General features: G+C 64.6%; 22 protein-coding genes and 1 tRNA gene. 11 read left to right on the forward strand and 12 right to left on the reverse strand.

The features are described from left to right. Positions 1-12 precede the first annotated feature (12 nt). Genes D8676_RS25955 through D8676_RS25980 form a run of 6 tightly spaced genes read right to left on the reverse strand, consistent with a single transcriptional unit; the run spans position 13 to position 6,034 of the window. Positions 13-768 (reverse strand): polysaccharide deacetylase family protein, encoded by a 756-nt coding sequence (locus D8676_RS25955; RefSeq protein WP_121583997.1) that lies wholly within the window; start codon positions 766-768, stop codon positions 13-15. Next, positions 765-1,910 (reverse strand): glycosyltransferase, encoded by a 1,146-nt coding sequence (locus tag D8676_RS25960; RefSeq protein WP_121583998.1) that lies wholly within the window; start codon positions 1,908-1,910, stop codon positions 765-767. The genes D8676_RS25955 and D8676_RS25960 overlap by 4 nt, the downstream gene beginning before the upstream one ends. Further along, positions 1,907-2,503 (reverse strand): histidine phosphatase family protein, encoded by a 597-nt coding sequence (locus D8676_RS25965; RefSeq protein ID WP_210210770.1) that lies wholly within the window; start codon positions 2,501-2,503, stop codon positions 1,907-1,909. The genes D8676_RS25960 and D8676_RS25965 overlap by 4 nt, the downstream gene beginning before the upstream one ends. Then, the gene (locus tag D8676_RS25970; protein WP_121583999.1) at positions 2,500-3,591 is read right to left on the reverse strand and encodes a glycosyltransferase family 4 protein; all 1,092 of its coding nucleotides are present in this window, start codon (positions 3,589-3,591) and stop codon (positions 2,500-2,502) included. Before D8676_RS25970 ends, D8676_RS25965 begins: the two co-directional genes overlap by 4 nt. Beyond that, positions 3,588-4,832, reverse strand: coding sequence for a glycosyltransferase (locus D8676_RS25975; protein WP_121584000.1), 1,245 nt, complete (start codon positions 4,830-4,832; stop codon positions 3,588-3,590). Before D8676_RS25975 ends, D8676_RS25970 begins: the two co-directional genes overlap by 4 nt. Continuing rightward, positions 4,829-6,034: a hypothetical protein gene (locus tag D8676_RS25980; RefSeq protein ID WP_121584001.1), complete on the reverse strand. Its 1,206-nt coding sequence runs from the start codon at positions 6,032-6,034 to the stop codon at positions 4,829-4,831. The genes D8676_RS25975 and D8676_RS25980 overlap by 4 nt, the downstream gene beginning before the upstream one ends. A 229-nt stretch (positions 6,035-6,263) precedes the next feature. Between D8676_RS25980 and D8676_RS25985 the strand changes: the two genes are divergently transcribed. The 4 genes from D8676_RS25985 to D8676_RS26000 are packed head-to-tail and all read left to right on the forward strand — an operon-like array spanning position 6,264 to position 10,644. Then, positions 6,264-7,076 (forward strand): polysaccharide lyase, encoded by an 813-nt coding sequence (locus tag D8676_RS25985; protein ID WP_183097259.1) that lies wholly within the window; start codon positions 6,264-6,266, stop codon positions 7,074-7,076. Beyond that, a complete protein-coding gene (locus tag D8676_RS25990; protein WP_121584003.1) occupies positions 7,073-8,335 on the forward strand; it encodes an FkbM family methyltransferase in 1,263 nt (420 codons plus the stop codon). The genes D8676_RS25985 and D8676_RS25990 overlap by 4 nt, the downstream gene beginning before the upstream one ends. Next, complete coding sequence (locus tag D8676_RS25995; protein ID WP_121584004.1) at positions 8,335-9,363, forward strand: NAD-dependent epimerase/dehydratase family protein; 1,029 nt, start codon at positions 8,335-8,337, stop codon at positions 9,361-9,363. The genes D8676_RS25990 and D8676_RS25995 overlap by 1 nt, the downstream gene beginning before the upstream one ends. 3 nt (positions 9,364-9,366) lie before the next feature. Further along, positions 9,367-10,644 carry a nucleotide sugar dehydrogenase gene (locus D8676_RS26000; protein WP_121584005.1) on the forward strand — a complete coding sequence of 426 codons (1,278 nt, stop codon included), beginning with the start codon at positions 9,367-9,369 and terminating at the stop codon, positions 10,642-10,644. A gap of 35 nt (positions 10,645-10,679) precedes the next feature. On the opposite strand, the gene D8676_RS26005 is transcribed toward D8676_RS26000, so the two are convergent. Further along, positions 10,680-12,218, reverse strand: a complete 1,539-nt coding sequence (locus D8676_RS26005; protein WP_121584006.1) for an altronate dehydratase family protein — start codon at positions 12,216-12,218, stop codon at positions 10,680-10,682. A gap of 91 nt (positions 12,219-12,309) precedes the next feature. Further along, positions 12,310-13,332, reverse strand: coding sequence for an aldo/keto reductase (locus tag D8676_RS26010; protein ID WP_121584007.1), 1,023 nt, complete (start codon positions 13,330-13,332; stop codon positions 12,310-12,312). A gap of 218 nt (positions 13,333-13,550) precedes the next feature. Between D8676_RS26010 and D8676_RS26015 the strand changes: the two genes are divergently transcribed. Beyond that, the gene (locus tag D8676_RS26015; protein WP_121584008.1) at positions 13,551-14,114 is read left to right on the forward strand and encodes an SIS domain-containing protein; all 564 of its coding nucleotides are present in this window, start codon (positions 13,551-13,553) and stop codon (positions 14,112-14,114) included. Between the two features lie 19 nt (positions 14,115-14,133). Here D8676_RS26015 and D8676_RS26020 read toward each other — a convergent pair whose 3' ends face one another. The 3 genes from D8676_RS26020 to D8676_RS26030 form a co-directional block, all read right to left on the reverse strand. Next, entirely contained in the window at positions 14,134-15,051 is a 918-nt protein-coding gene (locus tag D8676_RS26020) for a carbohydrate ABC transporter permease (RefSeq protein WP_121584009.1), read from the reverse strand. A 10-nt stretch (positions 15,052-15,061) separates the two neighbouring features. Further along, on the reverse strand, positions 15,062-16,165 hold the full coding sequence (locus D8676_RS26025; protein ID WP_121584010.1) for a sugar ABC transporter permease: 1,104 nt from the start codon (positions 16,163-16,165) through the stop codon (positions 15,062-15,064). Positions 16,166-16,244: 79 nt separating this feature from the next. Continuing rightward, positions 16,245-17,903, reverse strand: coding sequence for an extracellular solute-binding protein (locus D8676_RS26030; protein WP_121584011.1), 1,659 nt, complete (start codon positions 17,901-17,903; stop codon positions 16,245-16,247). A gap of 273 nt (positions 17,904-18,176) precedes the next feature. Between D8676_RS26030 and ugpC the strand changes: the two genes are divergently transcribed. Genes ugpC through D8676_RS26050 form a run of 4 tightly spaced genes read left to right on the forward strand, consistent with a single transcriptional unit; the run spans position 18,177 to position 21,555 of the window. Continuing rightward, positions 18,177-19,226: a sn-glycerol-3-phosphate ABC transporter ATP-binding protein UgpC gene (gene ugpC, locus D8676_RS26035; RefSeq protein WP_121584012.1), complete on the forward strand. Its 1,050-nt coding sequence runs from the start codon at positions 18,177-18,179 to the stop codon at positions 19,224-19,226. A 34-nt stretch (positions 19,227-19,260) separates the two neighbouring features. Further along, positions 19,261-19,716: an RbsD/FucU family protein gene (locus tag D8676_RS26040; RefSeq protein ID WP_121584013.1), complete on the forward strand. Its 456-nt coding sequence runs from the start codon at positions 19,261-19,263 to the stop codon at positions 19,714-19,716. A gap of 6 nt (positions 19,717-19,722) precedes the next feature. Continuing rightward, positions 19,723-20,655, forward strand: coding sequence for a ribokinase (gene rbsK / locus D8676_RS26045; RefSeq protein ID WP_121584014.1), 933 nt, complete (start codon positions 19,723-19,725; stop codon positions 20,653-20,655). A gap of 18 nt (positions 20,656-20,673) precedes the next feature. Next, positions 20,674-21,555 carry an alpha/beta hydrolase gene (locus D8676_RS26050; protein ID WP_348629042.1) on the forward strand — a complete coding sequence of 294 codons (882 nt, stop codon included), beginning with the start codon at positions 20,674-20,676 and terminating at the stop codon, positions 21,553-21,555. 29 nt (positions 21,556-21,584) lie between these two features. Here D8676_RS26050 and D8676_RS26055 read toward each other — a convergent pair whose 3' ends face one another. Further along, a complete protein-coding gene (locus tag D8676_RS26055) occupies positions 21,585-21,806 on the reverse strand; it encodes a cysteine rich repeat-containing protein (protein WP_121584019.1) in 222 nt (73 codons plus the stop codon). A gap of 236 nt (positions 21,807-22,042) precedes the next feature. Between D8676_RS26055 and D8676_RS26060 the strand changes: the two genes are divergently transcribed. Beyond that, a tRNA-Gln gene (locus D8676_RS26060) sits at positions 22,043-22,116 on the forward strand. A gap of 58 nt (positions 22,117-22,174) precedes the next feature. Next, a complete protein-coding gene (locus tag D8676_RS26065) occupies positions 22,175-22,501 on the forward strand; it encodes a hypothetical protein (protein ID WP_147448271.1) in 327 nt (108 codons plus the stop codon). Positions 22,502-22,877 lie beyond the last annotated feature (376 nt).

Raw genomic sequence — 22,877 nt, forward strand, 5'->3', positions numbered from 1 at the left:
GGAGATCCCTTCTTAGCGGCCGGCTTCTTGCAGAGGTGACGTCCAGCGCGCCGCGCCGCTCGCCATCAGCGTTTCGAGGAAAACCGCGATGAACGTCCAGGTCGCGTCGTTCTGTACGAGATGGTGGGTGAGCAGGCCGTAGGGCTCTTCGTTGTCTGCGCTGCCGGTCCTGCGGGCTTCGAGTTCCCGCGCGAGCTGGGAGTCGAGCAGCGACGGGTCGAGGAGGCCCCCGTCGGATTTCCAGGCCACCGGATCGAGATGCGTGTTGACCTGGAGCAGCCCGTCGGCGGCGAATTTGGTTCGGCGTGGCGTGAAGGTCGAAACGGCGGCGAAGCCGATCGCGGGCAGGGCCTCCACGACGTCGGGCGCGATGCGGTTCCAGGGCGGCGTGAACAGGGGGAGCGCCTTGTCCCCGAAAAGCTCGTCGAGCCGCTGCCGACCGGCGGCGATTTCCTGGACCATTACGGCGAGCGGCCGGTCCGATTCGAACTCGGCTTTCTTCTGATCGCGAGATGCATGGTTGGCGTGCCGCCATCCATGCGTTAGCACGAAGGCGGAGGCGGTGCGCAGGCGCTCCGCGAGCTCGGACGTCGCCGGCTCCGGAATGACCGCCAGATGCAAGGGCGCCTCGAACCGGTCGGCGAGTTCGAGCAGCCGCTCCAGCGCCGGCGTGGGGGCGACGGCGTCGTCGTCGCGCCACCAGACCGGCAGGATCAGGCCTTCGTCGCGCCAGCGCACCAGCTCAGCGGTAGCCGCAGGCAGCGTCATTGGCGCGCGTCCAGGAGTTCGGCGAGGATGCGGCTGGTGCGGGCCGCGCCGTCGAATTGCAGGCCGTCCGCCCTGAAGCGTCCACGCTGGATAGCGGCGGAGGTGGCCGCGGCGAGGTTCTGCGGGGTGAGATCGTCCTCGGCGATCCGGCCGTAGCCATAGCGCTGCTGGAGCGACGAGGCGCGCAATGTCTGCTCGATTTCGCCGGCCTCGGCGAACGGCACAAAGACGCCGGGCACGCCGGCCTGCAGCCAGTCGATGGCGGTGTTGTACCCGCATTGACCGACCGCGGCCGCGCAGTTTGTCAGCATCGTGCGATAGTCCGGGCGCAGCGGTTCGGCAAAAACTGGCGCGCCGTTCGCCACGCGGTTGAGCCTCGCGCAGACGTCCGCCGCGTCGCTGCCGCCGACAAGCAGCCGCCAGCGATGATTACCTATGCGTGCGGCTTCGATCGATGTTTCGAACAGCTTGCGCCCGACCGGGCCGCCGCCGGCGGTGACGATGATCTCGTCCGCTCCCTCCCGCTCCCCAGGGTTTCGGATGGGCACGGGAGGCGCGATGAAGCCCGTATAATGAAGCAGCCGTGCTGTGTCCGGCGTTACCGGCCAGCTTGCTTCAAGCGGCACGACCCCTGCGTCCGAATGAACGAGCACGCCGTCGTAATATTCGGCGAGCCAGGTTTCCGTCTGCCGCGCTTTCTTCTCGTTGGAGGGCGGTGCCAGGATATCGCGGATCGAGGCGAAGACGAGCGGCGCCGGCGTCGTCGCCTTGGCGAGAGCAAGTGCGGCCCCGAATTCCTCGCGCAGGACCCGGCGTCCGAACGGAAAGAGCTCCGTGATGAGGACGTTGGGCGGGTGGGCGCGCAGTGTTTCCTCAAGTACGCGGATGCGCTCGGCCATGAATTCCGGGCTGATCGGATCTCCCGCGCTGTCGAGCAGGCGGGTAAAACTCGTGCCGTCGGAACGTACGGGCGGAAGCTGCACGAAATCGACGCCCGACATGTCGAGATGTGCTGTCGGCATGCCGCCCGAAATGAGCAGCGGCGCGAAACCGGCGTCGCGGAGCGCCCGCGCAAGGATCAGCGAGCGGCTGAGGTGCCCGGTGCCGAGCAGGTGGGTGACCAGAATGGCGACGCGTTTCATGAGCGGTCGGCCTCGATCAGGCGCACCGGTTCGCCGTCATGCGACAGCGAGCCGTCCTCATGGACATCGACCCGGTAAAGTCGGTCGCGCTTCACCTTGAATGGAGGAGTACCCTCGAAATTCCAGCCGGTCGCGTGAGCCAGCAGGACGCGCATGATGCCGATATGCGAAACGACGACCGCAGCCCCGCTGATCGAACCCAGCCAGGGTTCGACGCGTTCCCAGACCAGTCGTGGCGTCTCGCCGCCCGGAGGCTGAAAGTCCCATCCCCATTCCTCGATATGGCAATAACCCGAACTGCCGTCCTCCAGCAGGTCGACCCCGCGCCGGCCCTCCCAGCGGCCCCAGTCCATTTCGACCAGCGCCGGAACGGCGGTCGGCTCGCGCCCGGCGACGATGCGCGCGGTTTCCACGGCGCGGACGAGGGGGCTCGAAAACAGAGCGGCGTCCTTGAATTCGTCGGGCAGCCGAAGCCGCGAGAGATGCTCGCGCGCCTGCGGGTCCAGCGGTTCGTTGACACGACCCTGTATGCAGCCGGCGCGGTTCCACGCGGTGTGGCCGTGGCGCAGGAGTGCGAGGCGCGCGGTAATCAGCGCCGCCGCTCCGCAAGGAGAGGGGAGAGCTCCGCCGCCAGCGTGGCGCGTGCGGCGGGCAGCAGATGCTCTACCGCGATCCGGTCGCGTCCCCTGCGGCCGGCAGCCATCCTGCCGTCGATATCGATGGCGAGCATGTCGATCGCCTTGGCATAGGCTGGAGGATCGTTGGCCGGCACCAGCCAGCCGCCGTCGCGAACGACGTCCCTTACGCCAGGCCTGTCTTCGGCCAGCACCGGGCAGCCTTGCGCCTGTGCCTCGAGATAGACCATGCCGAAGGCCTCGCCGACGCCCGGCCAGGCCAGAAGGTCCCCCTCGCGGAACTGGCTGGCGACGCCGTCCTGGTCGAGGGCGCCGACAAACGTCGTCCTGTCTGCAAACCGCGAAAACAACGCTTCGACCTTCCCCCGCGCCGGTCCATCGCCAACGATGTTTAGCGACCATGCCTGCGATTGCACAAGAGCCAGCGCTTCGGCCAGCATTTCGTAGCTCGCAAGTTTATCGCCGGGGCGGAACATTGCACAGGCAAGTAACCGAAAAGTGTCGGACCACGGGCGTGGTTGCCATGGGGGCAACGTCTCGGCGGCAAGGAAGGGCCGCAGCCTGGCGAGACGTTGGTTCGGAACGCGATCGCGTTCGAGCGCTTCGCGGTCGTATTCGGTGAGATAGAAGATGATGTTGGCCGCATCGCAGGCCGTCTCCGCGGCCTTGGCGAACCGGGCGTAAGGCCCTTGCAGGCGGCTCGACGCGCGGGTTCCCTCGATGACCGCATAGGGAATGCCCCATTGCCTGGAGAGGCGTGGGCCGAGCAGGTCGGGAGCCTTGTAGTAGGTGTGATAGGTGAGCCAGAGGTCCGGCCGCGGACCGGCCGAGAGCAGTTCGATTTCGCGCTCCGCCGCTTCGAATATGCGCTCCTGCGCTGCCGCATCGCCGACACCGTCGCGGCTGCGCAGCCTGCTTGCCAAACGGACATCGCCGAGAGCCGCGCCTTCCAGCGCCGTGAGCAGGGCACGCGCCATGGTTCGGTCGCCGGAGGGGACAGGATCGTCCGGCGGTTTCATCGGGGCATAGAAGGCGATGGTGCTCATCGGGCCAGGGCTGTTGCCAGCCGGGTGGACAACAGATCGATACCCGCATCCATGCCGAAGCTTTCGACCAACCGAGTGCGGGCAGCGGCGGCCAGCCTCGCACGACCCTCGGGATCGGCGATCATTTTGGCGAGGGCGGCGCCGAGTTGTCCGGCGTCGGGTTCGACGAGGATGCCTTGCCTTCCGTTCTCAATGAATTCCGGGATGGAGGAGACGCTGGTCGAGAGGATCGGGAGTTCCTGGCTCGCGGCTTCCATGAGGACGTTAGGCAGTCCGTCGCGGTCGCCGTCGCTGGCGATGCGCGAGGGCAGCATGAAGATATCCGCCTCGCGCAAAGCTGAGATGACTTCGCCCTGGTCGCGTGCGCCGCGCCATTCGATGTGTTCGGAAAGGCCGAGCTCTTTCGCGCGCGCCTTGAGCGCCTGGGACAGGTCGCCGCCGCCGATATGCACGAAGCGCCATTTCAGCGCGGCGGGCAGCTTAGCCAGCGCATCGAGCAGCAGATTGTAGCCCTTCTTCTCGACCAGCCGGCCCACGGAGATGATGGTGACAGGCTCGTTCGATCCGTCGCGCGGCGGTCGCGGAGGCGGCGGCGAGGGAAAGCGCGACAGGTCAAGCCCGTGATAGACCAGGTCGAGCTTGGCCGGGTCGGCGGACAGGCTGCGCAGATGCTCGGCGCCGAGGCTGGTACAGGTCACGCCGAAGGTCGCGCGTTCGAGCTTGTCGCGCTTCTCCCAGTCTGGCGATTTCCAGATGTCCTTGGCGTGGGCCGAAAACCCCCATTCGACGCCGCGCATCATGGCGGCATAGAGCGCCACCGACGATGGCGTGTGCATGAAATGGGCATAGACGAAATTGAGGTCGGGCGACGCCTCGCGTGCAAGCACCGCGGCCTGGCCGAAGCGGCGCACGCGGTTGGGTGTCGGGTCGCTGACGAGATGCTTCAGCCACAATTTCAGCGCCGCGCCGAAGCCGGGCAAGCGCGCCGAGCGGGCAAGGCCTTTCAGGACACGTAAGGGCTCCTGGTAAAGATATTCGGGCAGGTAGCGGACCTTGGCTTTCAGCGCGTCGTGCAGCGCGTGCCGCTTCTTGTCGGTCGGATGGCGCATCGACCAGACCTCGAAGCGCAGGCCTCGTTGCTCCAGCGCGACGAGTTCCTGTGCGATGAAGGTTTCGGAGAGGCGCGGCCAGCCCTTCAAAACGACTGCGAGCCGCCCGGCAGACGGTACCGCGTCGTTCATGCGTTGACAGGTGTGCTGATGAGCGACTTCGTCAGCGCGATGATCTTCTCAAGCCCGTCCATGAAGCCGACCGGGGCCTTGCCGGAGGGCGGGGTCTGGAAAGGAAGCTCGCGGATCGCCCGGGCCATGACTTCCGGTCCTTCGCCGTCCCGCTCGCGGTCGAGCATCCGGATCAGCCCGAGCTGCTCGGCGACGGATGCGCGGATGTGCTGTTCCATGCGTGGCACGGTTCGGGGTGCGATGACCGCGCGGCAGTCGAAGGAGAGGATTTCGCAGAAGGTGTTGTAGCCGCCCATGGCGACGACGCCGAGGGCATTCTGCATCAGACCTTCGATGCGGGAATCGAAGCCGATCGCGGTGACGCGCGGCTCTAATGCCGCCACGCGCTGGTCGAAAGCCGCGCGGCGCTCGCCGTTGAGGAAGGGTCCGTAGACGATCAGCGCATCGGGCTGCAGGGTGGGGTCGTTCTCGTAGGCGCGCAGGGTCCAGTCGACCAGCGCTTCGCCGTCGCCGCCGCCGCCCGGCGTCACCAGCACGAAAGGCTTGTCCGGCAGGGCGGCAGGGGTTTCGTGTGGCACGACGCGCCGCAGATAGCCGGTATAGCGGACGCGACTTTTGAAGTCCTCGGAGAGGTGGAGGCTCTGCAGCGGGTTGTAGATGCTCTGGTCGCCATACACCCAGAACTGGTCGTAGAACTTGTCGGCAATGTCGAGTGCGCCCTTGCGCTCCCATTCCTGGCTCAGTGCCTCGGGGGAATCGAGGATGTCGCGGATGCCGAGCACGATCTTCGCGCGGCCCATCTCCTTGAGGATTTCGAGCGTCGTGGTGAGCTCGCCGCGGAAGCCGGCAGGCTCCTTGTCGACGATGACGAGATCCGGGTTGAAGGTCACCGCGGCCGCAAGGATGACGCTGGCGCGCAAAGCCGTCGTCTGCTCGATGTCCATGTTGAGCGATTCGGAGACGTAGTCGGCATCGATCGTCTTGACGACGCCCGGCATGCGGATGTGGTCGACGCCGGGCGGGAAGGTGAAGCGACCGGCTACGGGCGACCCTGTCAGGATGAGCGCCGACGAGCCTTCCAGCGAGGAGACGAGCCCCTCGGCAATCGCGCGCGAGCGGCGCAGATGGCCCAGCCCGAACGTATCGTGACTGTATAGCAGGATGTGCGGAGCACGGTTGGCCTGCTGGACTCCGTCACGCATACAATAATCCCGCTTCGTATCGACTGGCCGCGCGCAACCGGAATACTCGTTTTGAGGCGAGTTACCATTAAACTCCGGGAGCCGGTTTGTGAATAGCTTCGGCCAAAAGAGACTGCGGTCGCAGGCCTCCTCCACGGGGCTTTCGCGAAGGCCTTCAAAGCCTTACATGACATGCTCAACCCGGTCCTACCGGGACGGAATCCTTCGGGCAACTTGCAGGCAGGTGATCATGGCCGGAACCGATGCCCAGCGCATCGCCGCATCGGGGCGGACCCTGGAAGAACACAGGGATATCGCCAGATCGCTTGAAACCGATCCGCGCGGCAGCCGGACGGTGCGGCTGGACTTCGAAAGCGGCGACTTTGCCGGCTGGAGCGTCAGGCGCCTTGCCAAGGACTATTCGGCAGTCATCCAGAGCGAAATCGTGCGCACCGGCAGCAAGGCCTGCCGTTTCGAGATCAGGCCTGGGGACTATGTTTCCCAAGGGCTGCGGGCCGAATTGCGCGACTGGTACAATGCTCCGTTTGAGCAGGATACCTGGTACGGCTTCTCCACCTATCTGCCGGAGGATTCTTTCGCGCCGCCGAAGGGCGCGGGCGTGGTGCTGGCGCAGTGGCATGACCAGGCGGAGCTTGGCGATCCCGCGGGAAAACCGCCGCTGGCGATCCGCTATCTGGACGGCACGCTGCGTTTCACCGGTGCGTTTTCGGAAGTTGCGTCGCAGAACCCGGACAAACGCTATGTTTTTCATGAGATACCGGACGTCGCCCGCGCGACATGGCTGGATTTCGTCTTCCGGATTCACTGGTCTCGGGAAGGGGATTCGAGCATCGACGCCTTCCTCGGCGGACGGAGGCTATTTCGCTTCAACGGGCCGCTCGGCTACCGCAACCAGATAAAAGGCCCGTATTTCAAGCTCGGCGTCTATGCGAGCGGAGAAATCACGAGCCCGCTGGTGGCCTATCACGACAATTACAGCCGCGCCGACAGCTTCGAGGCGGTAGATCCAAGTACGATCCATGGGGCTGCGGACGAGGCATGAGTTCGATCGGGTCTCCAGGTGCGGTCGCTGTCGTTTCATTGTCGGGAGAGCGGCCGGAAACCCTGCCCAGGAAAGGGAGCTTCGCCGCCGTCCGTGCCCTCGGTCCAACGGACCATGCCCCGGATATGCGGGCGGCCTGGGCCGCGGCGGTCGAGCTTGCAAGAGAGGCAGGCGCCGAATGGATGATCGCGCCGGCGCCGGGTGAGGCGATTCCCGACGATGCCTTCGAACTCGCCGCACCGGGCCTCGGGCTCTACGACGCGATTTTCGGAGCGGCCCATGTGCGGGGTAGCAACGAAGACGTGGCGAAGCTCAGCCGGCTGGCTTTCGACACGGCGGACAGGCTGCCGCACGCTCTGCTGAACTGGTGGATGCCGCAGACGCATCTGGTGCGGACGGAGGTGGCATCCCAGGCGTTGGCACGCATTGCGGATGGCCGAAACTGGAAACTCGACTATCTGTTCGACATCTGGGCCAATGCGCGGTGCCTGAAGTCGGCACAGCCGCTCCTGGAACTCGACGTCGAGCCGATGCCGCTGGACGCCGAGGGCAGGGATCATGTGCTGCGGCGTCTCGTCGAAAAGCCGGTCTTCCTGCCGATCGTGCACGGCGACGCCGTCTATTATCTTCCCTACACCGGCCGGAACGCAGGGATAGAACGCGAGCAGACGCGCGGCCTGTTCTTCGAGGCGATGGAACTGGAAGAACTGCGCAAGGTCGTGAGGCCCGGCGCGCATGTCGTCGACGTCGGAGCCAACACAGGCAACCATACGATCTTTTTCGCCGGCCCGATGAAGGCGGCCTCGGTGCTGCCCTTCGAGCCGCTGCCGGCGGCGGCGGACGCGCTGCGCGCAAGCGTAGCGCGGAACGGCCTCACGAACGTCGACCTGTCGCGGCTCGGGGTAGGCGTCGGGGATCGCGAAGGACGGGTAAAGCTCGTGTTTTCGGGCCGGGGCGGGCTCGGCGCCACCAGCCTCGCGCCCGATCCGGCAGGGGAAATCAGTGTCGCGCCGCTCGATTCGATGGTATCGGGTCCAGTCGATCTGCTCAAAATCGATGTCGAGGGAATGGAGATGAGCGTGCTGGCAGGCTCGCGGGAACTGATCCGGCGCTCGAAGCCGCTGATCTTCGTGGAGATTGCAAACCGGAATACGCCGGCCCTAATGGAATGGCTGGACAATACGGGCTACCGGGTAATGCGCATCTTCACCGACAAGGGCCACGCCAACTATCTGCTCGCGCCCGAGGCTGCCGGCTGATGCGTTTCTTCATCACGGGTACTGCGGGCTTCATCGGCTTTCATCTGGCGCGGCGTCTGCTGGACGATGGCCACACGGTCGTCGGCTATGACGGCATCACGCCTTACTATGACGTCGCCCTGAAGCGCCGTCGCCACGCGATCCTGGCTGAAAACCCCGGGTTTGTGGCTGTCGAGGCCATGCTGGAGGACGCTCCGGCCCTGCGCGCGGCAGCCGACAAGGCCGCTCCCGATGTGATCGTCCACCTCGCCGCGCAGGCGGGCGTGCGCTACAGCCTTGAGGAGCCCCACGCCTACGCCAGCGCCAATCTGACCGGCATGGTGAACATGCTGGAGCTTTGCCGAGCGCTGAAGCCGCGGCATTTCCTGTTCGGGTCGACCAGTTCGGTCTACGGCATGTCGGACAAGCCGGAATTCGTGGAGACGGACACCACCGACCGGCCGGTGTCGCTCTACGCCGCCACCAAGAAGTCCGGTGAGGTGATGGCGCATTCCTATGCGCATCTCTTCGGCATCCCGACGACGGTCTGCCGCTTCTTCACCGTCTACGGTCCGTACGGGCGGCCAGACATGTCGCTGTTCAAGTTCGTCAGCGCCATCCTGAACGATGAACCGATCGACGTGTTCGGCAAGGGCGTGCATGAGCGCGACTTCACCTATGTCGGCGATCTCGTCGAGGGGGTGACGCGGCTGATCGGCTGCGTTCCGGAGACAGGCAAGCCGGTGATCGCGGCCGGCGTCACCGACACGCTCTCGGCCGTAGCTCCGTATCGCGAGGTCAACATGGCCGGCGGCAACGCCGTCGGGTTGATTCGTTACATAGAGACGATCGAGGAAATCCTTGGGAAGAAAGCGAAATTGAACCTGCTGCCGATGCAGGCGGGTGACGTGATGCGGACCGCCGGCTCGCCCGCCTTGCTGGAGGCGCTGACGGGCTACAGGCCGGATACAGACATCCGGACGGGCTTGGCCAGCTTCATCGACTGGTACGTCAAGGAACAGCGTTTGCCGACCGGCGAGGCGCGCTGAGCAATGAATCTCGACGACAAGAAGATCGCCGTGATCGGGCTCGGCTATGTCGGGCTGCCGCTGGCGCTGGAGTTCGCCCGGACGAGGCCGGTGGTCGGTTTCGATATAAGGCCGGAACGCATCGGCGAGTTGCGGGCAGGCCGGGATTCGACGCTGGAAGTCGATGCCGGTGAACTCGGGCAAGCCACCCGGATCGAATTCACGGACGATGCCGAGGCATTGCGCCAGTGCGGCATCTTCATCGTCACCGTACCGACCCCCATCGACAAGGCGAACCGGCCGGATCTCAAGCCACTTATCCGGGCGACGGAGACGGTGGGCAAGGTGCTGCGAGAGGGCGGCGTCGTCATCTACGAATCCACGGTCTATCCGGGCTGCACCCGCGAGGTCTGCGTCCCCCTGCTGGAGGAACTGTCCGGGCTGACGCTGAACGAGGGGTTCCACGTCGGCTACAGCCCGGAAAGGGCAAATCCGGGCGACCGCCAGCATAGGCTCACAACGATCACCAAGGTGACCAGCGGCTCCACGCCGGAGGCGGCGGACGCGATCGACGCGCTCTACGGCTCGATCGTGCGCGCCGGCACCCACAAGGCCAGTTCGATCGAGGTCGCGGAGGCGGCGAAGGTCATCGAGAACACGCAGCGCGACCTCAACATCGCGCTTATGAACGAGCTTGCCATCATCTTCAGCCGGCTGGGCATCGACACGCTGGAAGTGTTGGCGGCGGCGCAGACCAAGTGGAACTTCCTGCCCTTCCGCCCCGGCCTTGTCGGCGGTCATTGTATCGGCGTCGATCCATATTACCTGACGCACAAGGCGCAGGAGGCCGGCTATCATCCGGAAGTCATCCTTGCCGGCCGGCGCATCAATGACGGGATGGGCCGCTACGTGGCCGACCAGGTCGCCCGGCTGATGATGAAGCGCGGCTTCCCCGTCGTCGGCAGCCGCATCCTGGTGATGGGGCTGGCGTTCAAGGAGAACTGCCCCGACATCAGGAATTCCAAGGCGATCGACATCGTGCGAGAGCTGAAACAGTTCAACGCCGAGGTCGACGTATGGGACCCCTGGATTTCAGCCGAGACATGCAGGGAAGAGGCGGACCTGGACAGCCTTTGCGGGCCGCCGGCGCCCGGCGTCTATGATGCGGTCGTCGTGGCGGTCGCGCATCGCGAGTTCGTCGAGGCGGGCGCCGCCGGGGTGAGGGCGCTCGGCAAGGACGGCGCGGTGATCTACGACGTCAAGGGCATATTCCCGAAGGACGAGACGGACGGACGTCTGTAGTCGGGACCTTTCCAGGCGGAAGGGTCCCGACGGAACTACATCGTCGCGCCGATCTGCCAGGGCACGAACTCGTTGTCGCCGTAGCCGAGTTCTTCCGACTTGGTCTTCTTGCCGGAGGCGACGGCGAGGATCTCCTTGAAGATCTCCTCGCCCTTTTCCTGCAGCGTCACGCCGTCGAGTATATCGCCGCAATTGATGTCCATGTCGTCCATCATGCGCTCGTACATCGGCGTATTGGTGGCGAGCTTGATCGAGGGCGTCGGCTTGCAGCCATAGGCTGAGCCGCGACCGGTGGTGAAGGCGAGGATGTTGGCGCCGCCGGCCACCTGGCCGGTCGCCGCGACCGGGTCGTAGCCGGGCGTGTCCATGAACACGAAGCCCTTCTCGGTCACCGGGTCGGCGTAGTGGTAGACGGCGTTCATCGTCGTCGAGCCACCCTTGGCCGCCGCGCCGAGCGACTTCTCCAGGATCGTCGTCAGCCCGCCGAGCTTGTTGCCCGGAGACGGGTTGTTGTTCATCTCCATCTTGTTGCGGGCGGCATAGTCCTCCCACCAGTGGATGATCTCGATGAGCTTCTCGCCCACCTCCTGGTTCTTCGCGCGGCGGGTCAGCAGATGCTCGGCGCCATAGATCTCCGGGGTTTCGGAGAGGATCGCGGTGCCGCCATTCCTGACGAGAATGTCGGCCGCGACGCCAAGCGCCGGATTGGCGGTGATGCCGGAATAGCCGTCGGAGCCGCCGCACTGCAGCGCCAGGATCAGTTCCGAGGCGGGCAGCGTCTCGCGCTTTGCCGCGTTGACTGTGGGCAGCATCGCCTTCACCGCCTCGACGCCGGCGTCGACGGTTTTCCTGGTGCCGCCGACCTCCTGGATGGTCATGGTGCGGAACGTCTCGCTCTCCTGGACGCCGTAGGCCTCCTTGAAGCGCGGGATCTGGAAGCCTTCGCAGCCGAGGCCGACCATGATCACGCCGCCCATGTTCGGGTTGGTGGCATAGCCCCAGGTGGTCTTCTTCAGCGTGTCGAAGATCACGCCGCGATAGTCGATGACGCATCCATTCGCCTGCTTCAGCGCGACGATGCCGTCGATGTTGGGGTAGTCGTCAAGGATGCCGGAGCGTTCGATCTCCTTGGCGATGAAACCTGCCACCGTCGTCGAACAGTTCACCGAGGTCAGGATGCCGACATAGTTGCGGGTGCCGGCCTTGCCATTGGCGCGACGAAACCCCTGAAAGGTCGCCTGTTCCTCCACAGGCAGTATGTTTTCCGGCCGCGCACCCTGCGCGATCTGATAGTCGCGCTCGAAGGCGCCGTGCTCGGGGCCCATGTCGCAATTGTGCTCATGCACCCAGTCGCCGGGGGCGATCGGCTGGCTGGCGAAGCCGATGATCTGGCCAAACTTGACCACCGCATCGCCTTGCGCGATCGGGCGGATGGCGGCCTTGTGGCCGAAGGGGATGCGCTGACGCGCGGTGATGCCGTCCGCTACCGTTGCGCCTGGCTCGGTCCTCTCGGTTGCGACGACGATATTGTCATCATCGCTCAGACGGAGAGTCCTGGCTACTTTCTCTAACATTTTGGGTCGTTCCAAGTTGGTCCTGACCATTTACAGCAGCACGGTTGGCAGCGCTACCAGTCCTTTCGCCGGTCAGGCGCAGGGCTGCCATTCAGTTGGTGGGCGCATCGTCGCGCATCAAGCCCTCGGCTTTCAGGTCGCGCCAGAGCTCCGGAGGAATTTTCGCGTCGAGGATCTTGCGGTTGCTCTCGACTTCCTGGGGCCGCTGGCCGCCGGGGATCAGCGAGACGACGGCAGGATGCAGCGCCGGGAACCGCAGCGCCGCCTCGATCAGCGCAACGCCGTGACGCTTGCAGACCGTCTCGATCCTGGCGACGCGGTCGAGGATATCCTTCGGCGCCTCGCTGTAGTTGTAGAAAGCGCCGGGCTTCGGACCGGTGGCCAGAATGCCGGAATTGTAAGGGCCGCCGAGCACAATGCCGATGCCACGCTTCTCGCAGAGCGGCAGGAAGGATTGCAGCGCCTCCTGCTCGAGCAGCGTGTAGCGCCCGGCGAGCAGGAAGAGGTCGAAGTCGCCTCGCTCGGCGAGCGTCTGCGCAACCTGCCATTCGTTGATGCCGCCGCCGAAGGCCTTGATGACGCCCTGGTCGCGCAGCGCCAGCATGGCGTAGTAGCCGGAGCGCATGAATTCGTCGATGCGCGCGTCGGATGCCTCCTTCGAGCCGTGCGTGAAGATGTCGACGTCATGCACGAACAGGATATCGACCCGGTCGATGCCGAGGCGCTCGAAGGAGGCTTCGAACGAGCGCATGACACCGTCATAGCTGTAGTCGTAGACCTCGCGCCGGGTCGGCGTGTCGAAGAACTTGCCGATGCCGGTCCGCTGATCGGGCGGGCAGGCCTTGAGCAGACGGCCGGCCTTGGTCGAGAGGACATATTCGTCGCGCTTCTTGCCGCGCAGGAACTGGTTGAGCCGGGTTTCAGAAAGTCCGAGGCCGTAGAGCGGAGCGGTATCGTAGTAGCGGACACCGGAATCCCAGGCAGCGTTCAGCGTCGCCTGGGCGTCGTCATCGGAAACGGCACGATAGAGATTGCCGAGCGGGGCGGTTCCGAAGCCGAGTTCGGTGAACGTAAGCCCGCCATTGCCGATGCGGTCCCAATGCTTGGTCTTCATGGACGCTTCCTCTGTCTCGAGACGCCTCCGGCGCCATTCGCCGGATCATGCAAATTCGATCGGTCCGGTCCAGCGGATTTCGCCCGTCGAGCGGTCGCTCGGACTGCTAGCGAACCATGGACATGGATTCCATCGGTGCTAGCATCAAAGAAAACGGAAGGGGAGGGCCAGGTGACGCAGAAGCGTGTTTGGGCCAACGGGATGGCGGGATTCTCGTGATGGCGAGCGGGAGCGATCTTTTCGACAAGGCTCTCGGCGAGTTGGGCATGGTGCTGGCGCGCGTCGACCAAGGCGCGGTCGACGAAGCCTGCCGCATCCTGGCGGATGCGCGGCAGATCGTCTTTTATGGCTGCGGCCGCGAAGCCCTGCAGATGAAGGGTTTTGCGATGCGCCTCTTCCATCTCGGCCTGCCGGTGTCGGTGGTCGGCGACATGACAACGCCGGCGCTGGGACGGGGCGATGTCTTCTTCGCAAGCTCCGGGCCGGGCGAGACGACGACCGTGCTGACCCTGATGAAGGTCGCGCATGCAGCACGCGCGAAGAACCTGCTCGTCACGGCTCAGCCAAAGGCGAGCGCCGCCGATCTCGCCGACTACATGCTGGTGATCCCTGCGCAGACCATGGCCGACGATCAGGGAGCGCAGCGGAGCTCCGTGCTACCCATGGGCTCAGTCTTCGAGGGCGCACTCTTCCTGCTGTCCGAGATCATGGTGCTGAAGCTGAAAGACATGCTCGGCGTGTCGCCCGAAGCCATGCGCGCCCGGCATACGAACATGGAATAGACGGCGAGTTGACGGCCGCCTACTTCACCGCGCCAGCCGTCATGCCCTTGATCAGATAGCGTTCCAACAGGATGCCGATGACGATCAGCGGCAGGATCGCGGCGAAGGAAAGTGCCGCCATCGACCACCAGCTTATGCCCTGGCTGCCGGTTTGCGATGCCACCATCACCGGCAGCGTGTTGGCATGCGTCGAGGTCAGCAGCGCGGCGAAGAAATATTCGTTCCAGGTCAGCACCAGGCTGAGGATGAAGGCGGCCACCATTCCGGGCAGCGCGATCGGCAGGATGATCTGGAAGAACGCGCCCCAGATCGACAGCCCATCGACCAGCGCGGCTTCCTCGAGTTCGGTCGGGATGGACTGGAACTGGTCGCGCATGATCCAGATGACGATCGGCAGAACGGTCAGCGTATAGAGCAGGATCAGGCCGATGCGCGTGTCCAGCAGCGCGAGCTGCTTGTAGAGCACCAGGAAGGGCAGGGCGAGCACGACCGGCGGCAGGATCAACTGGGACAGGAAGAAGAACGAGATGTCCGAGTTGCGCATGAAGCCGAACTTGTAGGAGAAGCGCGACAGGCCGTAGGCCGCGAGCGAACCCAGGACGACTGCTATCGACGACGAGCTTATGGCCGTGATCGCCGAATTGAAGAAGCGCTTCATGAACTCGTCGCGCACCGTGCTTTCGGCGCCGATCGTTTCCGGCGACAGGCCGAGCGAACGCCAGCCGAGCCAGGCCGGCGTGTAGTCCCACCAGGGGATGAGCGAGCCCTTCATGACGTTGGCCGCCGTCTTGAAGCTCGTCGTGATCGTCCAGTAGATCGGGAACAGGCAGACGATCGCCCAGGCGATCAGCAACAGGTAGATCACCGTCTTGCTGGCGAAACGGCCGGCGTTCGACGTCCGCTCCGCGTCGCCGTTGCGAAAGGTCGCTTCGCTCATGCCATGGTCCTCATGTCCTGGGCCTCGCGAACCTGTCCGCCAGTTTCATCAGTATGGTCATGGCGATGATGATGATGACGAGATAGACCATGGCCAGAAGCGTGCCGTAGCCGACGTTCGACCGATCACGATACTCGCGGAAGATGAAGGACGTCACGGTGTCGGTGGCGCCACCGGGGCCGCCGGCCGTGAGGTTGATGACGATGTCGGCGAGCTTCAGTTTGAAGATGATGCGGATCAGGATCGCGGTGATCGAGACCGGCAGCATCAGCGGGAAGGTGATTTCCCAGAAGCTTTTCCAGGGACCGGCGCCGTCGACCTTGGCGGCCTCGGTCAATTCCTTCGGTATCGCCTGAAGCCCGGCCAGGATCATGATCATCATGAAGGGGATGAAGGTCCAGGCGTCGAGCAGCATGATGGTGAATTTCGCGATCTCCGGCGAACCGAAGAAGGACGGGTTGTCCCAGCCGAGCCAGCGCGCGAAGCGGGCGACTGGCCCGAAGCGGACTTCCAGCATCGACTTGCCGATCATCCAGCTCACCGCCACCGGCGAAAGCATCAGCGGCAGCAGGAAGGCGACCCGGAAGAATTTTCGTGCGCGGATTTCGGCGTTGAGCAGCAGAGCGAGGCCGAAGGCCACCGCATATTCGACGAGGATGGCGAGGCAATACCAGACCATGTTGCGCATCGCGTTCCAGTAGAACGGATCGGCCCACATCTGGCGCACATTGTCGAGGCCGTTGAACTGCCGGCCGAGCGGCGAGGAAAGGTTCCAGTTCGAGAAGGCGATCACCAGTCCGAACAGCAGGGGAAACACCGTCAGCGACACGACGAAAAGCGCGGCCGGCAGCACGAAGAGCGTCCGCTTGCCGTGCTCGCCACGGATCAGCACCTGGCTCCAGCAAAGACAGGCTGCCCACAATATGTAGGCGTAGAGAACGGGACGCCACGTCCGGAAGCCGAAATCGGCGTAGCCCAGGTGCTGCGCCGTCTGAAGCGCGGCGACAAGCGCCACGACGAGCGCCGATCCCCAGACGATCGCACGGCCGAAGAACCGCCGCCTGTCAGAGATGTCGTCGGCTGTGACGACGTGAAGAAGATCCCCTTGGCTCAAAGCGCCCCCGATACCAATTCGTCTTTGTCGAGCCCGGAAGAAAGCCGAGGAGGCGCGATCACGCCCCCTCGCTATTAAGCTACATGCCGAGCGAAGCCTTGTAGAGCTTGATCTGGCTTTCGCGGCCTATCTGGTCGGTGATCTTCTCCCAGGCCGCGGCGATCGCATCAGCCGTTTCCTGAGCCGACTTGTATTGACCCGCAAAACCCTTCGCCAGTTCGTCCTCGGCGACCGAATAGTACTGGAAGATGCCGGGGATACGCGGTTCGATGGCGGCGTTGGGGTGGTTGTAGCTGTCGAGGTTCGAGCCCAGATAGTCCTCGATGTAGGCGCGGTCGTAGCCGGCTGCCTCCCACTCGTCATACTGGAAGTGCGACTGGCGATAGGGCTGGAACCCGGACGGATAGGCAACCGTCCAGAGGCTGAGGTCCTTGCCGCCGAGATGCGCCGCGGCCGACCAGGCAGCCTTGCGCTTCTTCTCGTCGCCCGACACCCGGCTGGTGACGTACACGCCCCAGCCGATATAGGCCATATTGGGCGCGAAGTTGCCGCCCTCGGGCGTTTCCCACTCGCTGGTCTTGGAGTTATAGACCTTGTCCGAGCCGGGAAGGATCGAGAAGCTCACCACGTCGCCGACCACGGAGGTGTCGGAGGTGCGCGCCATCGAGCCGACGTCGCCCCACCAGGTCAGCGCACCGCCGGTGCCGGCGAGGAACTGCTGGAAGGCCGTGGTGCCCGGGTCGGCGTTGATCTGGTCCGCCGGGAATGCGCCGGCCGCGATCAGGTCCATCACGTCCTGGATCGCCTGCACGAAGGCCGGGTTGTTGACGCGCGGCTTCATCGTGTCCGGATCGAACAGCCATGCCTTGTCGTCGGGATGTTTCGCATAGGCGGAGGCGCGGTCTTCCAGGAAGTAGAAGCCGAACCCGCCCCAGCCCTTCAGCGGATCGAGGAAGCCATAGGCGTCGAGGCCCGTCAGCGGGTCCTTCTGTCCCTTGATCTTCTTCGACCACTCGTTGACCTGCTGCCAAGTCGTGGGCATCTCGGTCACGCCAGTGGCGCCGGAGATCGCCGGGTCCGAGAGATAGTCCGTGCGGTACGAGAAGGTATGGCAGTCGCCGTCGATGTTGACGCGATAGGTCTTGCCGTCCCAGGTGCCGACCGGCGGCTTGAGGTAGCCGACGAGGTCGTCGGCCTCGATCTGCGTCGCCACCCAGTCGGGCATCTCGTCGAGCAGGCCCTTGCTGGCGGTATCGCCCTCGAAGGGCGCGCCCATCTCCAGGATGTCGAAATCGACCGTGCCGGTCGCGATCGACTGCTGCAGGCGCGCATTGTAGTCGGCCTGGGCGAGGTCGATCCAGTTGATCTTGGCGCCGGTATAGGCCTCCCACGGCTTCAGGAAACCGCGGAACAGGAAGTTGTGCAGGTTCTGGTTGTTGAGGCCCATGAAGGTGAGCTCGACGCCGGCGAACTCGCCTTCGGCGACATTGGCCTTGGTCGCGCCGAGGCACATTTCACCGACCTTCTGCCAGTCAGCATCCGTCGGGGAGCCCTTGCCCACGCCGGGTATCTTGAGGATTTCAGCGCGCAGATTGTCCTGCGCGGATGCCTGTCGCGTCAGCGCGCCGAGCGTACCCGTGGAAGCCGCAGCCACGGCGGCCATGCTCGCCGCCCCCTTCAGGACGCTGCGTCGGGTCGCGCCGACGCGAACGAGGTGTTCGTAGAGACTTACTTTCATGTGGTGTTCCTCCCAGAACGTGTTCAGGCAATTCCCGCGTATTGAGCCCCCGGTATCCTGCGGCGCCTGCACTCCTGCAGACGGGCGGACGACTAGTTCAATTCACCTGCCGGTTTCCCCGGCAGCCCGGAATATCAAGACGATAGAAAGCGTCCGACACTATGGGTGAAGCCCGGACGGTGTCAACGCGATTGGCCTGACCAGTGATTGACCGATGGACTTGGCCATTCCGGTTGGCTAGCTTCACGCAAAAATCACCGTTTGGGGGGCCTTTTGGCAAAAGTAGAGATCCGCGAAGTTTCGAAGGCGTTCGGATCGGTGCAGATTCTGCACGGCGTCAGCGTCGACATAGCGGACGGCGAGTTCGTCGTGCTGGTCGGTCCCTCCGGTTGCGGCAAGTCGACCCTGCTCAGGATGGTCGCCGGGCTGGAGGCCGTGACCAACGGCACCATCGCCATCGGCGACCGCACGGTGAACCATCTGCCGCCCGCCAAGCGGGACATTGCCATGGTGTTCCAGAGCTACGCGCTCTATCCCCACAAGACCGTGGCTCAGAACATGGCCTTCTCTCTCAAGCTGCGCGGCATAGACAAGGCCGCGAGAGACGAGCGCGTGCGAAAGGCTGCGGAGATCCTCGACCTGACGCCCTATCTCGAGCGCTATCCACGCCAGCTCTCCGGCGGCCAGCGCCAGCGCGTCGCCATGGGCCGCGCCATCGTGCGCGACCCCCAGGTCTTCCTGTTCGACGAGCCGCTCTCCAACCTCGACGCCAAGCTGCGCGTGCAGATGCGCACTGAGATCAAGGAGCTGCACCAGCGCCTGAAGACGACGACGATCTATGTCACCCACGATCAGGTCGAGGCGATGACCATGGCCGACAAGATCGTCGTCATGCAGGCCGGGCGGATCGAGCAGATGGGTGCGCCGCTGGAGCTTTTCGACAGGCCGGCGAACACCTTCGTCGCCGGTTTCATCGGCTCGCCGGCCATGAACATGCTGAAGGGCAGGGTGGAAGGCGGCGGCGTGCAGGTCGGCGGCGCGGTTCTTCCCGTATCCGACGCGCAGAAGCTGTCCGACGGCCAGGAGGTGCTCTACGGCGTTCGCCCGGAACATTTTCAGATTGCCGAGGACGGCCTGCCCGCGCGCATCTCGGTGGTGGAGCCGACCGGCTCGGAGACGACGGTCATGCTTCGTTTCGGCGAAAGCGAAATCGTCGCGCTGTTTCGCGAACGTCACGACTTCAAGCCAGGCGACACGCTCCATCTGAGGCCGCGCACGGACCAGGTGCACCTCTTCGATCCACAGAGCGGAAAGCGCGTCTGACCGCCAAGCCCAATATTCCGAAGGAATTCGCCGAATGCTCAAAGGTATCCATCCGCTCCTCAACGCCGACGTGCTTTACGCCCTGCGCGCCATGGGCCATGGCGACGATCTGGTCATCGTCGACACGAACTTTCCTGCTGACTCGGTTGCGCGCCAGACGCGACTGGGCAAGCTGCTCAGGATCGACAACACGACTGCCGCGGAGGCCGCCGCGGCAATACTCTCCGTCTATCCGCTCGATACCTTCGTCGACGACGCGGCAGCGCGCATGGAGATCGTTGACAAGCCGAAGGAAGTGCCTCCGGTGCAGAAGGAGGTGCAGAAGGTGATCGACAAGGCCGAAGGAAAATCCTGGCCGATGATCTCGATCGAGCGCTATGCCTTCTACGAGCGCGCCAAGCAGGCCTATTGCGTCATCCAGACCGGCGAGCGCCGCTTCTACGGTTGCTTCGCCTTCCGCAAGGGCGTCATCCCGCCGGACGCAGGCTGAGCCGCCATGCCATCGCGCAAGCCGGTCGTCATCCTTGGCGTCTTCGTGGCCGATACGGCCTATCGCGCCGCCCGCCCGCCGCGCATCGGCGAGACGATCCTGGGTTCGGGCTTCAAGCTCGGGCCGGGTGGCAAGGGGTCCAACCAGTCGGTCGCGGCGGCCAAGGTCGGTGCCAACGTCTCCTTCATCACTCGGCTCGGCCGCGACCCCTTCGCCGACATGGCGCGGGCGACGTGGAAGGATGCGGGCGTCAAGCCGGCCGTCATCGAGACGCCCGAGAGCTACACCGGCGCGGCCTATATCTTCGTCGAGGAGACGACGGGCAATAATGCGATCATCGTGAGCCCGGGCGCGGCCGCGCTGATCTCGCCTGCCGACATTGACGCCAATGCGGCGCTGATCCGCTCCGCCGGCGTCTTCGTCACGCAGCTCGAGCAGCCGATCGAGGCGGCGCTGCGCGCACTGGAGATCGCCAGGGAGGCCGGCGTCACGACGATCCTCAACCCGGCGCCGGCGGCAAAGCTGCCCGATCGGATCTATGCGCTGAGCGACTATCTGACGCCGAACGAGACCGAGACCGAGGAACTGACCGGCCTGAAGGTCGAGACGGTGGAGGACGCGCGCCGCGCCGGCGACAAGCTTCTGGCGATGGGCGTCGGCACGGCGATCATCACGCTGGGCGAAAAGGGCGCCTTGCTTCACACCAGAAGCCAGTCGGAGCATGTGCCGGCGGTGAAGGCCGGGCCGGTCGTGGAGACCACCGGCGCCGGTGACGCCTTCAACGGCGGGCTGGCCGCCGCCCTGGCTCGTGGCGCTGCGCCGCTGGAGGCCGTTCGCTTCGCCAATGCCGTCGCCGGTATTTCGGTGACGAGGCCGGGAACGGCGCCGTCGATGCCCACGCTGGCCGAGGTCGAGGCGCTGCTCGGGACCAGGGTGTAGCGGAACGGCGGGCTCGTGGTGGAAGAGATCGACGAAGTAAGAGCCCTTCTGAAATCGCTGCCGCGACCGACAAGCCTGGCGGAGCGGCGCGACCGCCTCGACACGGTCGCATCGGCCTATGGCGTGGCGCCCGACATCGCCTTCGAGCGGGTCCGGATCGGGCACTGCGAGGCGGAGTGGTCGCTCGCGCCCGGCAGCGACCCCGGTCGCGTCCTCCTTTATTTCCACGGCGGCGGATACTGCTCGGGATCGATCCGAAGCCATCGCGGCATGGTCTCCGAGACGGGCAGGGCGGCCGGGGTGCGCACCCTGGCGCTGGGCTACCGGCTGGCGCCGGAACATCCCTTTCCGGCGGCGCTCGAGGATGCCGTCGCCGCGGTCGAATATCTTTTGCGGATCGGCATCCCCGCCGGCCAGATCGCCATTGGCGGCGACAGCGCCGGCGGCGGCCTCACGCTTGCGACCATGATCCGGCTGCGCGACGCCGGTCGGCCCCTGCCGGCATGCGCCTGGCTGGTGTCGCCCTGGGTCGACCTCGAGATGACGGGAGCGAGCATCGACACCAAGGACGCTGACGACCCGCTGATCCATCGTACCTATCTGCAGGAATTGGCGGGCGCCTATTGCGGCGGCGAGACGCCCCGCGACCCGCTGATATCCCCTGTGCATGCCGATCTTCGCGGCCTGCCGCCGGCGCTGGTGCAGGTCGGGTCGGCCGAGACCTTGCTCGACGACGCCGTCGCCATCGTGGAGCGGTTCGGCGAAGCCGACGTTGCGGTCACGCTGGAAGTCTGGCCGCGCATGATCCACGCGTGGCACCTCTGGTCGGCGCGGTTAAGCGCAGGGCGGCAGGCGATCGCTTCCGCCGGCGCCTATATCGGCACGCGGCTTGCGACATAGAATCGGCGACCGCGGCCGAAGGGCCAGCGCTATTTGGGCATATGCGCTTCGACGACCGTCTTGCACTGCGGCGTAAGCTGGTCGAGGTGCTTGCTCAGGCACGCCATCACCCGACCGCCGCCGGGCTCGACGCCCGGACAGTATTTCTCGAAGTCGGCCAGGCAAGCCTCGCGCTCGGTAGCCGTCTGCGCCATTGCCGGGGCAGCGGTCCAAGCAAGCGCCAGGCCGACCGCAGAAAGAAAGATCCGCATGACAATCTCTCTCATGAAGCGTCGAGCATATTCCGGATGTCGAGGTGACGTAAGGGGAGAGCGAAAGCCGGCGCAGCAGGTCCACACGGAGCGCAAGAGCGGCGAGCTGACGCAAACGTATTCGTGGCATTGATTGGCAACGAAGCCTTGACTATTTTTCGGTCGTGGCTACAAGGCAGCCTTCGGTCGCGCCAGCGCGCCGACTTCGGCCCGGCTTCATGTGCTGCTGCGGTTGATGGGGAATAGGTTAACGGTAGACCCACGGACTCTGACTCCGTTAGTCCTGGTTCGAATCCAGGTTCCCCAGCCAGTATACCTCCTAAACCATTGAAATCGTTGGACTTTTGACCTTTCCGAGCAGGCGCATTTTGCGGCACCTTGGCAATCTCGACCATTTCCTGAAGCACCTGCGTTCATCGCATTTCACAGTTCCCGAATGGACCTTCGAAGGCTTGCGGCCCAAGAAGCCGCCGAAGGGCGAGGTCAGGCTTCAACAGGTCAAGCCGAAACCGGAGGACATTCGACCGCTGTTCGACATCCCTTTCTTTAGGGGTCGAATAAATGTGGAGGAACCGGAGGTCCCGGGCTTGAACGGCCTGACAAAGGAGTTTGTGTTCTGGCCGTGGTCACAAACCGAGCTGCCATTCTTCAAGGCGCTGACTGCCACCGTGCGCGGAGCCGTTGCGAAATCCTGAAGCTCGGTTTCAAGCCCGTTTACGACCAGTCCCCTTGGCATTCGGAAAGCGCTTGTCGAACTCTTTCCAAACTTTTCCCAGATGCCGACGTCCCTCAGCACTGCGATGACCTCCTCTTGGCTATCGGCGGTGACGCAGTACCTGTCAGCCAACAACGCACGCAATCGCACCTGTACATTCAGTTTTCCGCGACCCTGGACAGTGTTCTCCGCGAAAAGACACCAGTGCGCCGCCATCTGGACTACGCCTCGCTCATCCAGAACGGCTATCAAATGACGATCAAGTGCGGTCGCGATAGTATGTGTTGATTGCTGCTGAGAAGTGACCCGGGGTTTTCATCGAGAAGTGACCCACCGTGCGATTATGTTTCGGGTCT

It is taken from the genome of Mesorhizobium sp. YM1C-6-2, assembly GCF_003666685.1.
In the GTDB taxonomy this organism is placed as follows: domain Bacteria; phylum Pseudomonadota; class Alphaproteobacteria; order Rhizobiales; family Rhizobiaceae; genus Mesorhizobium_K.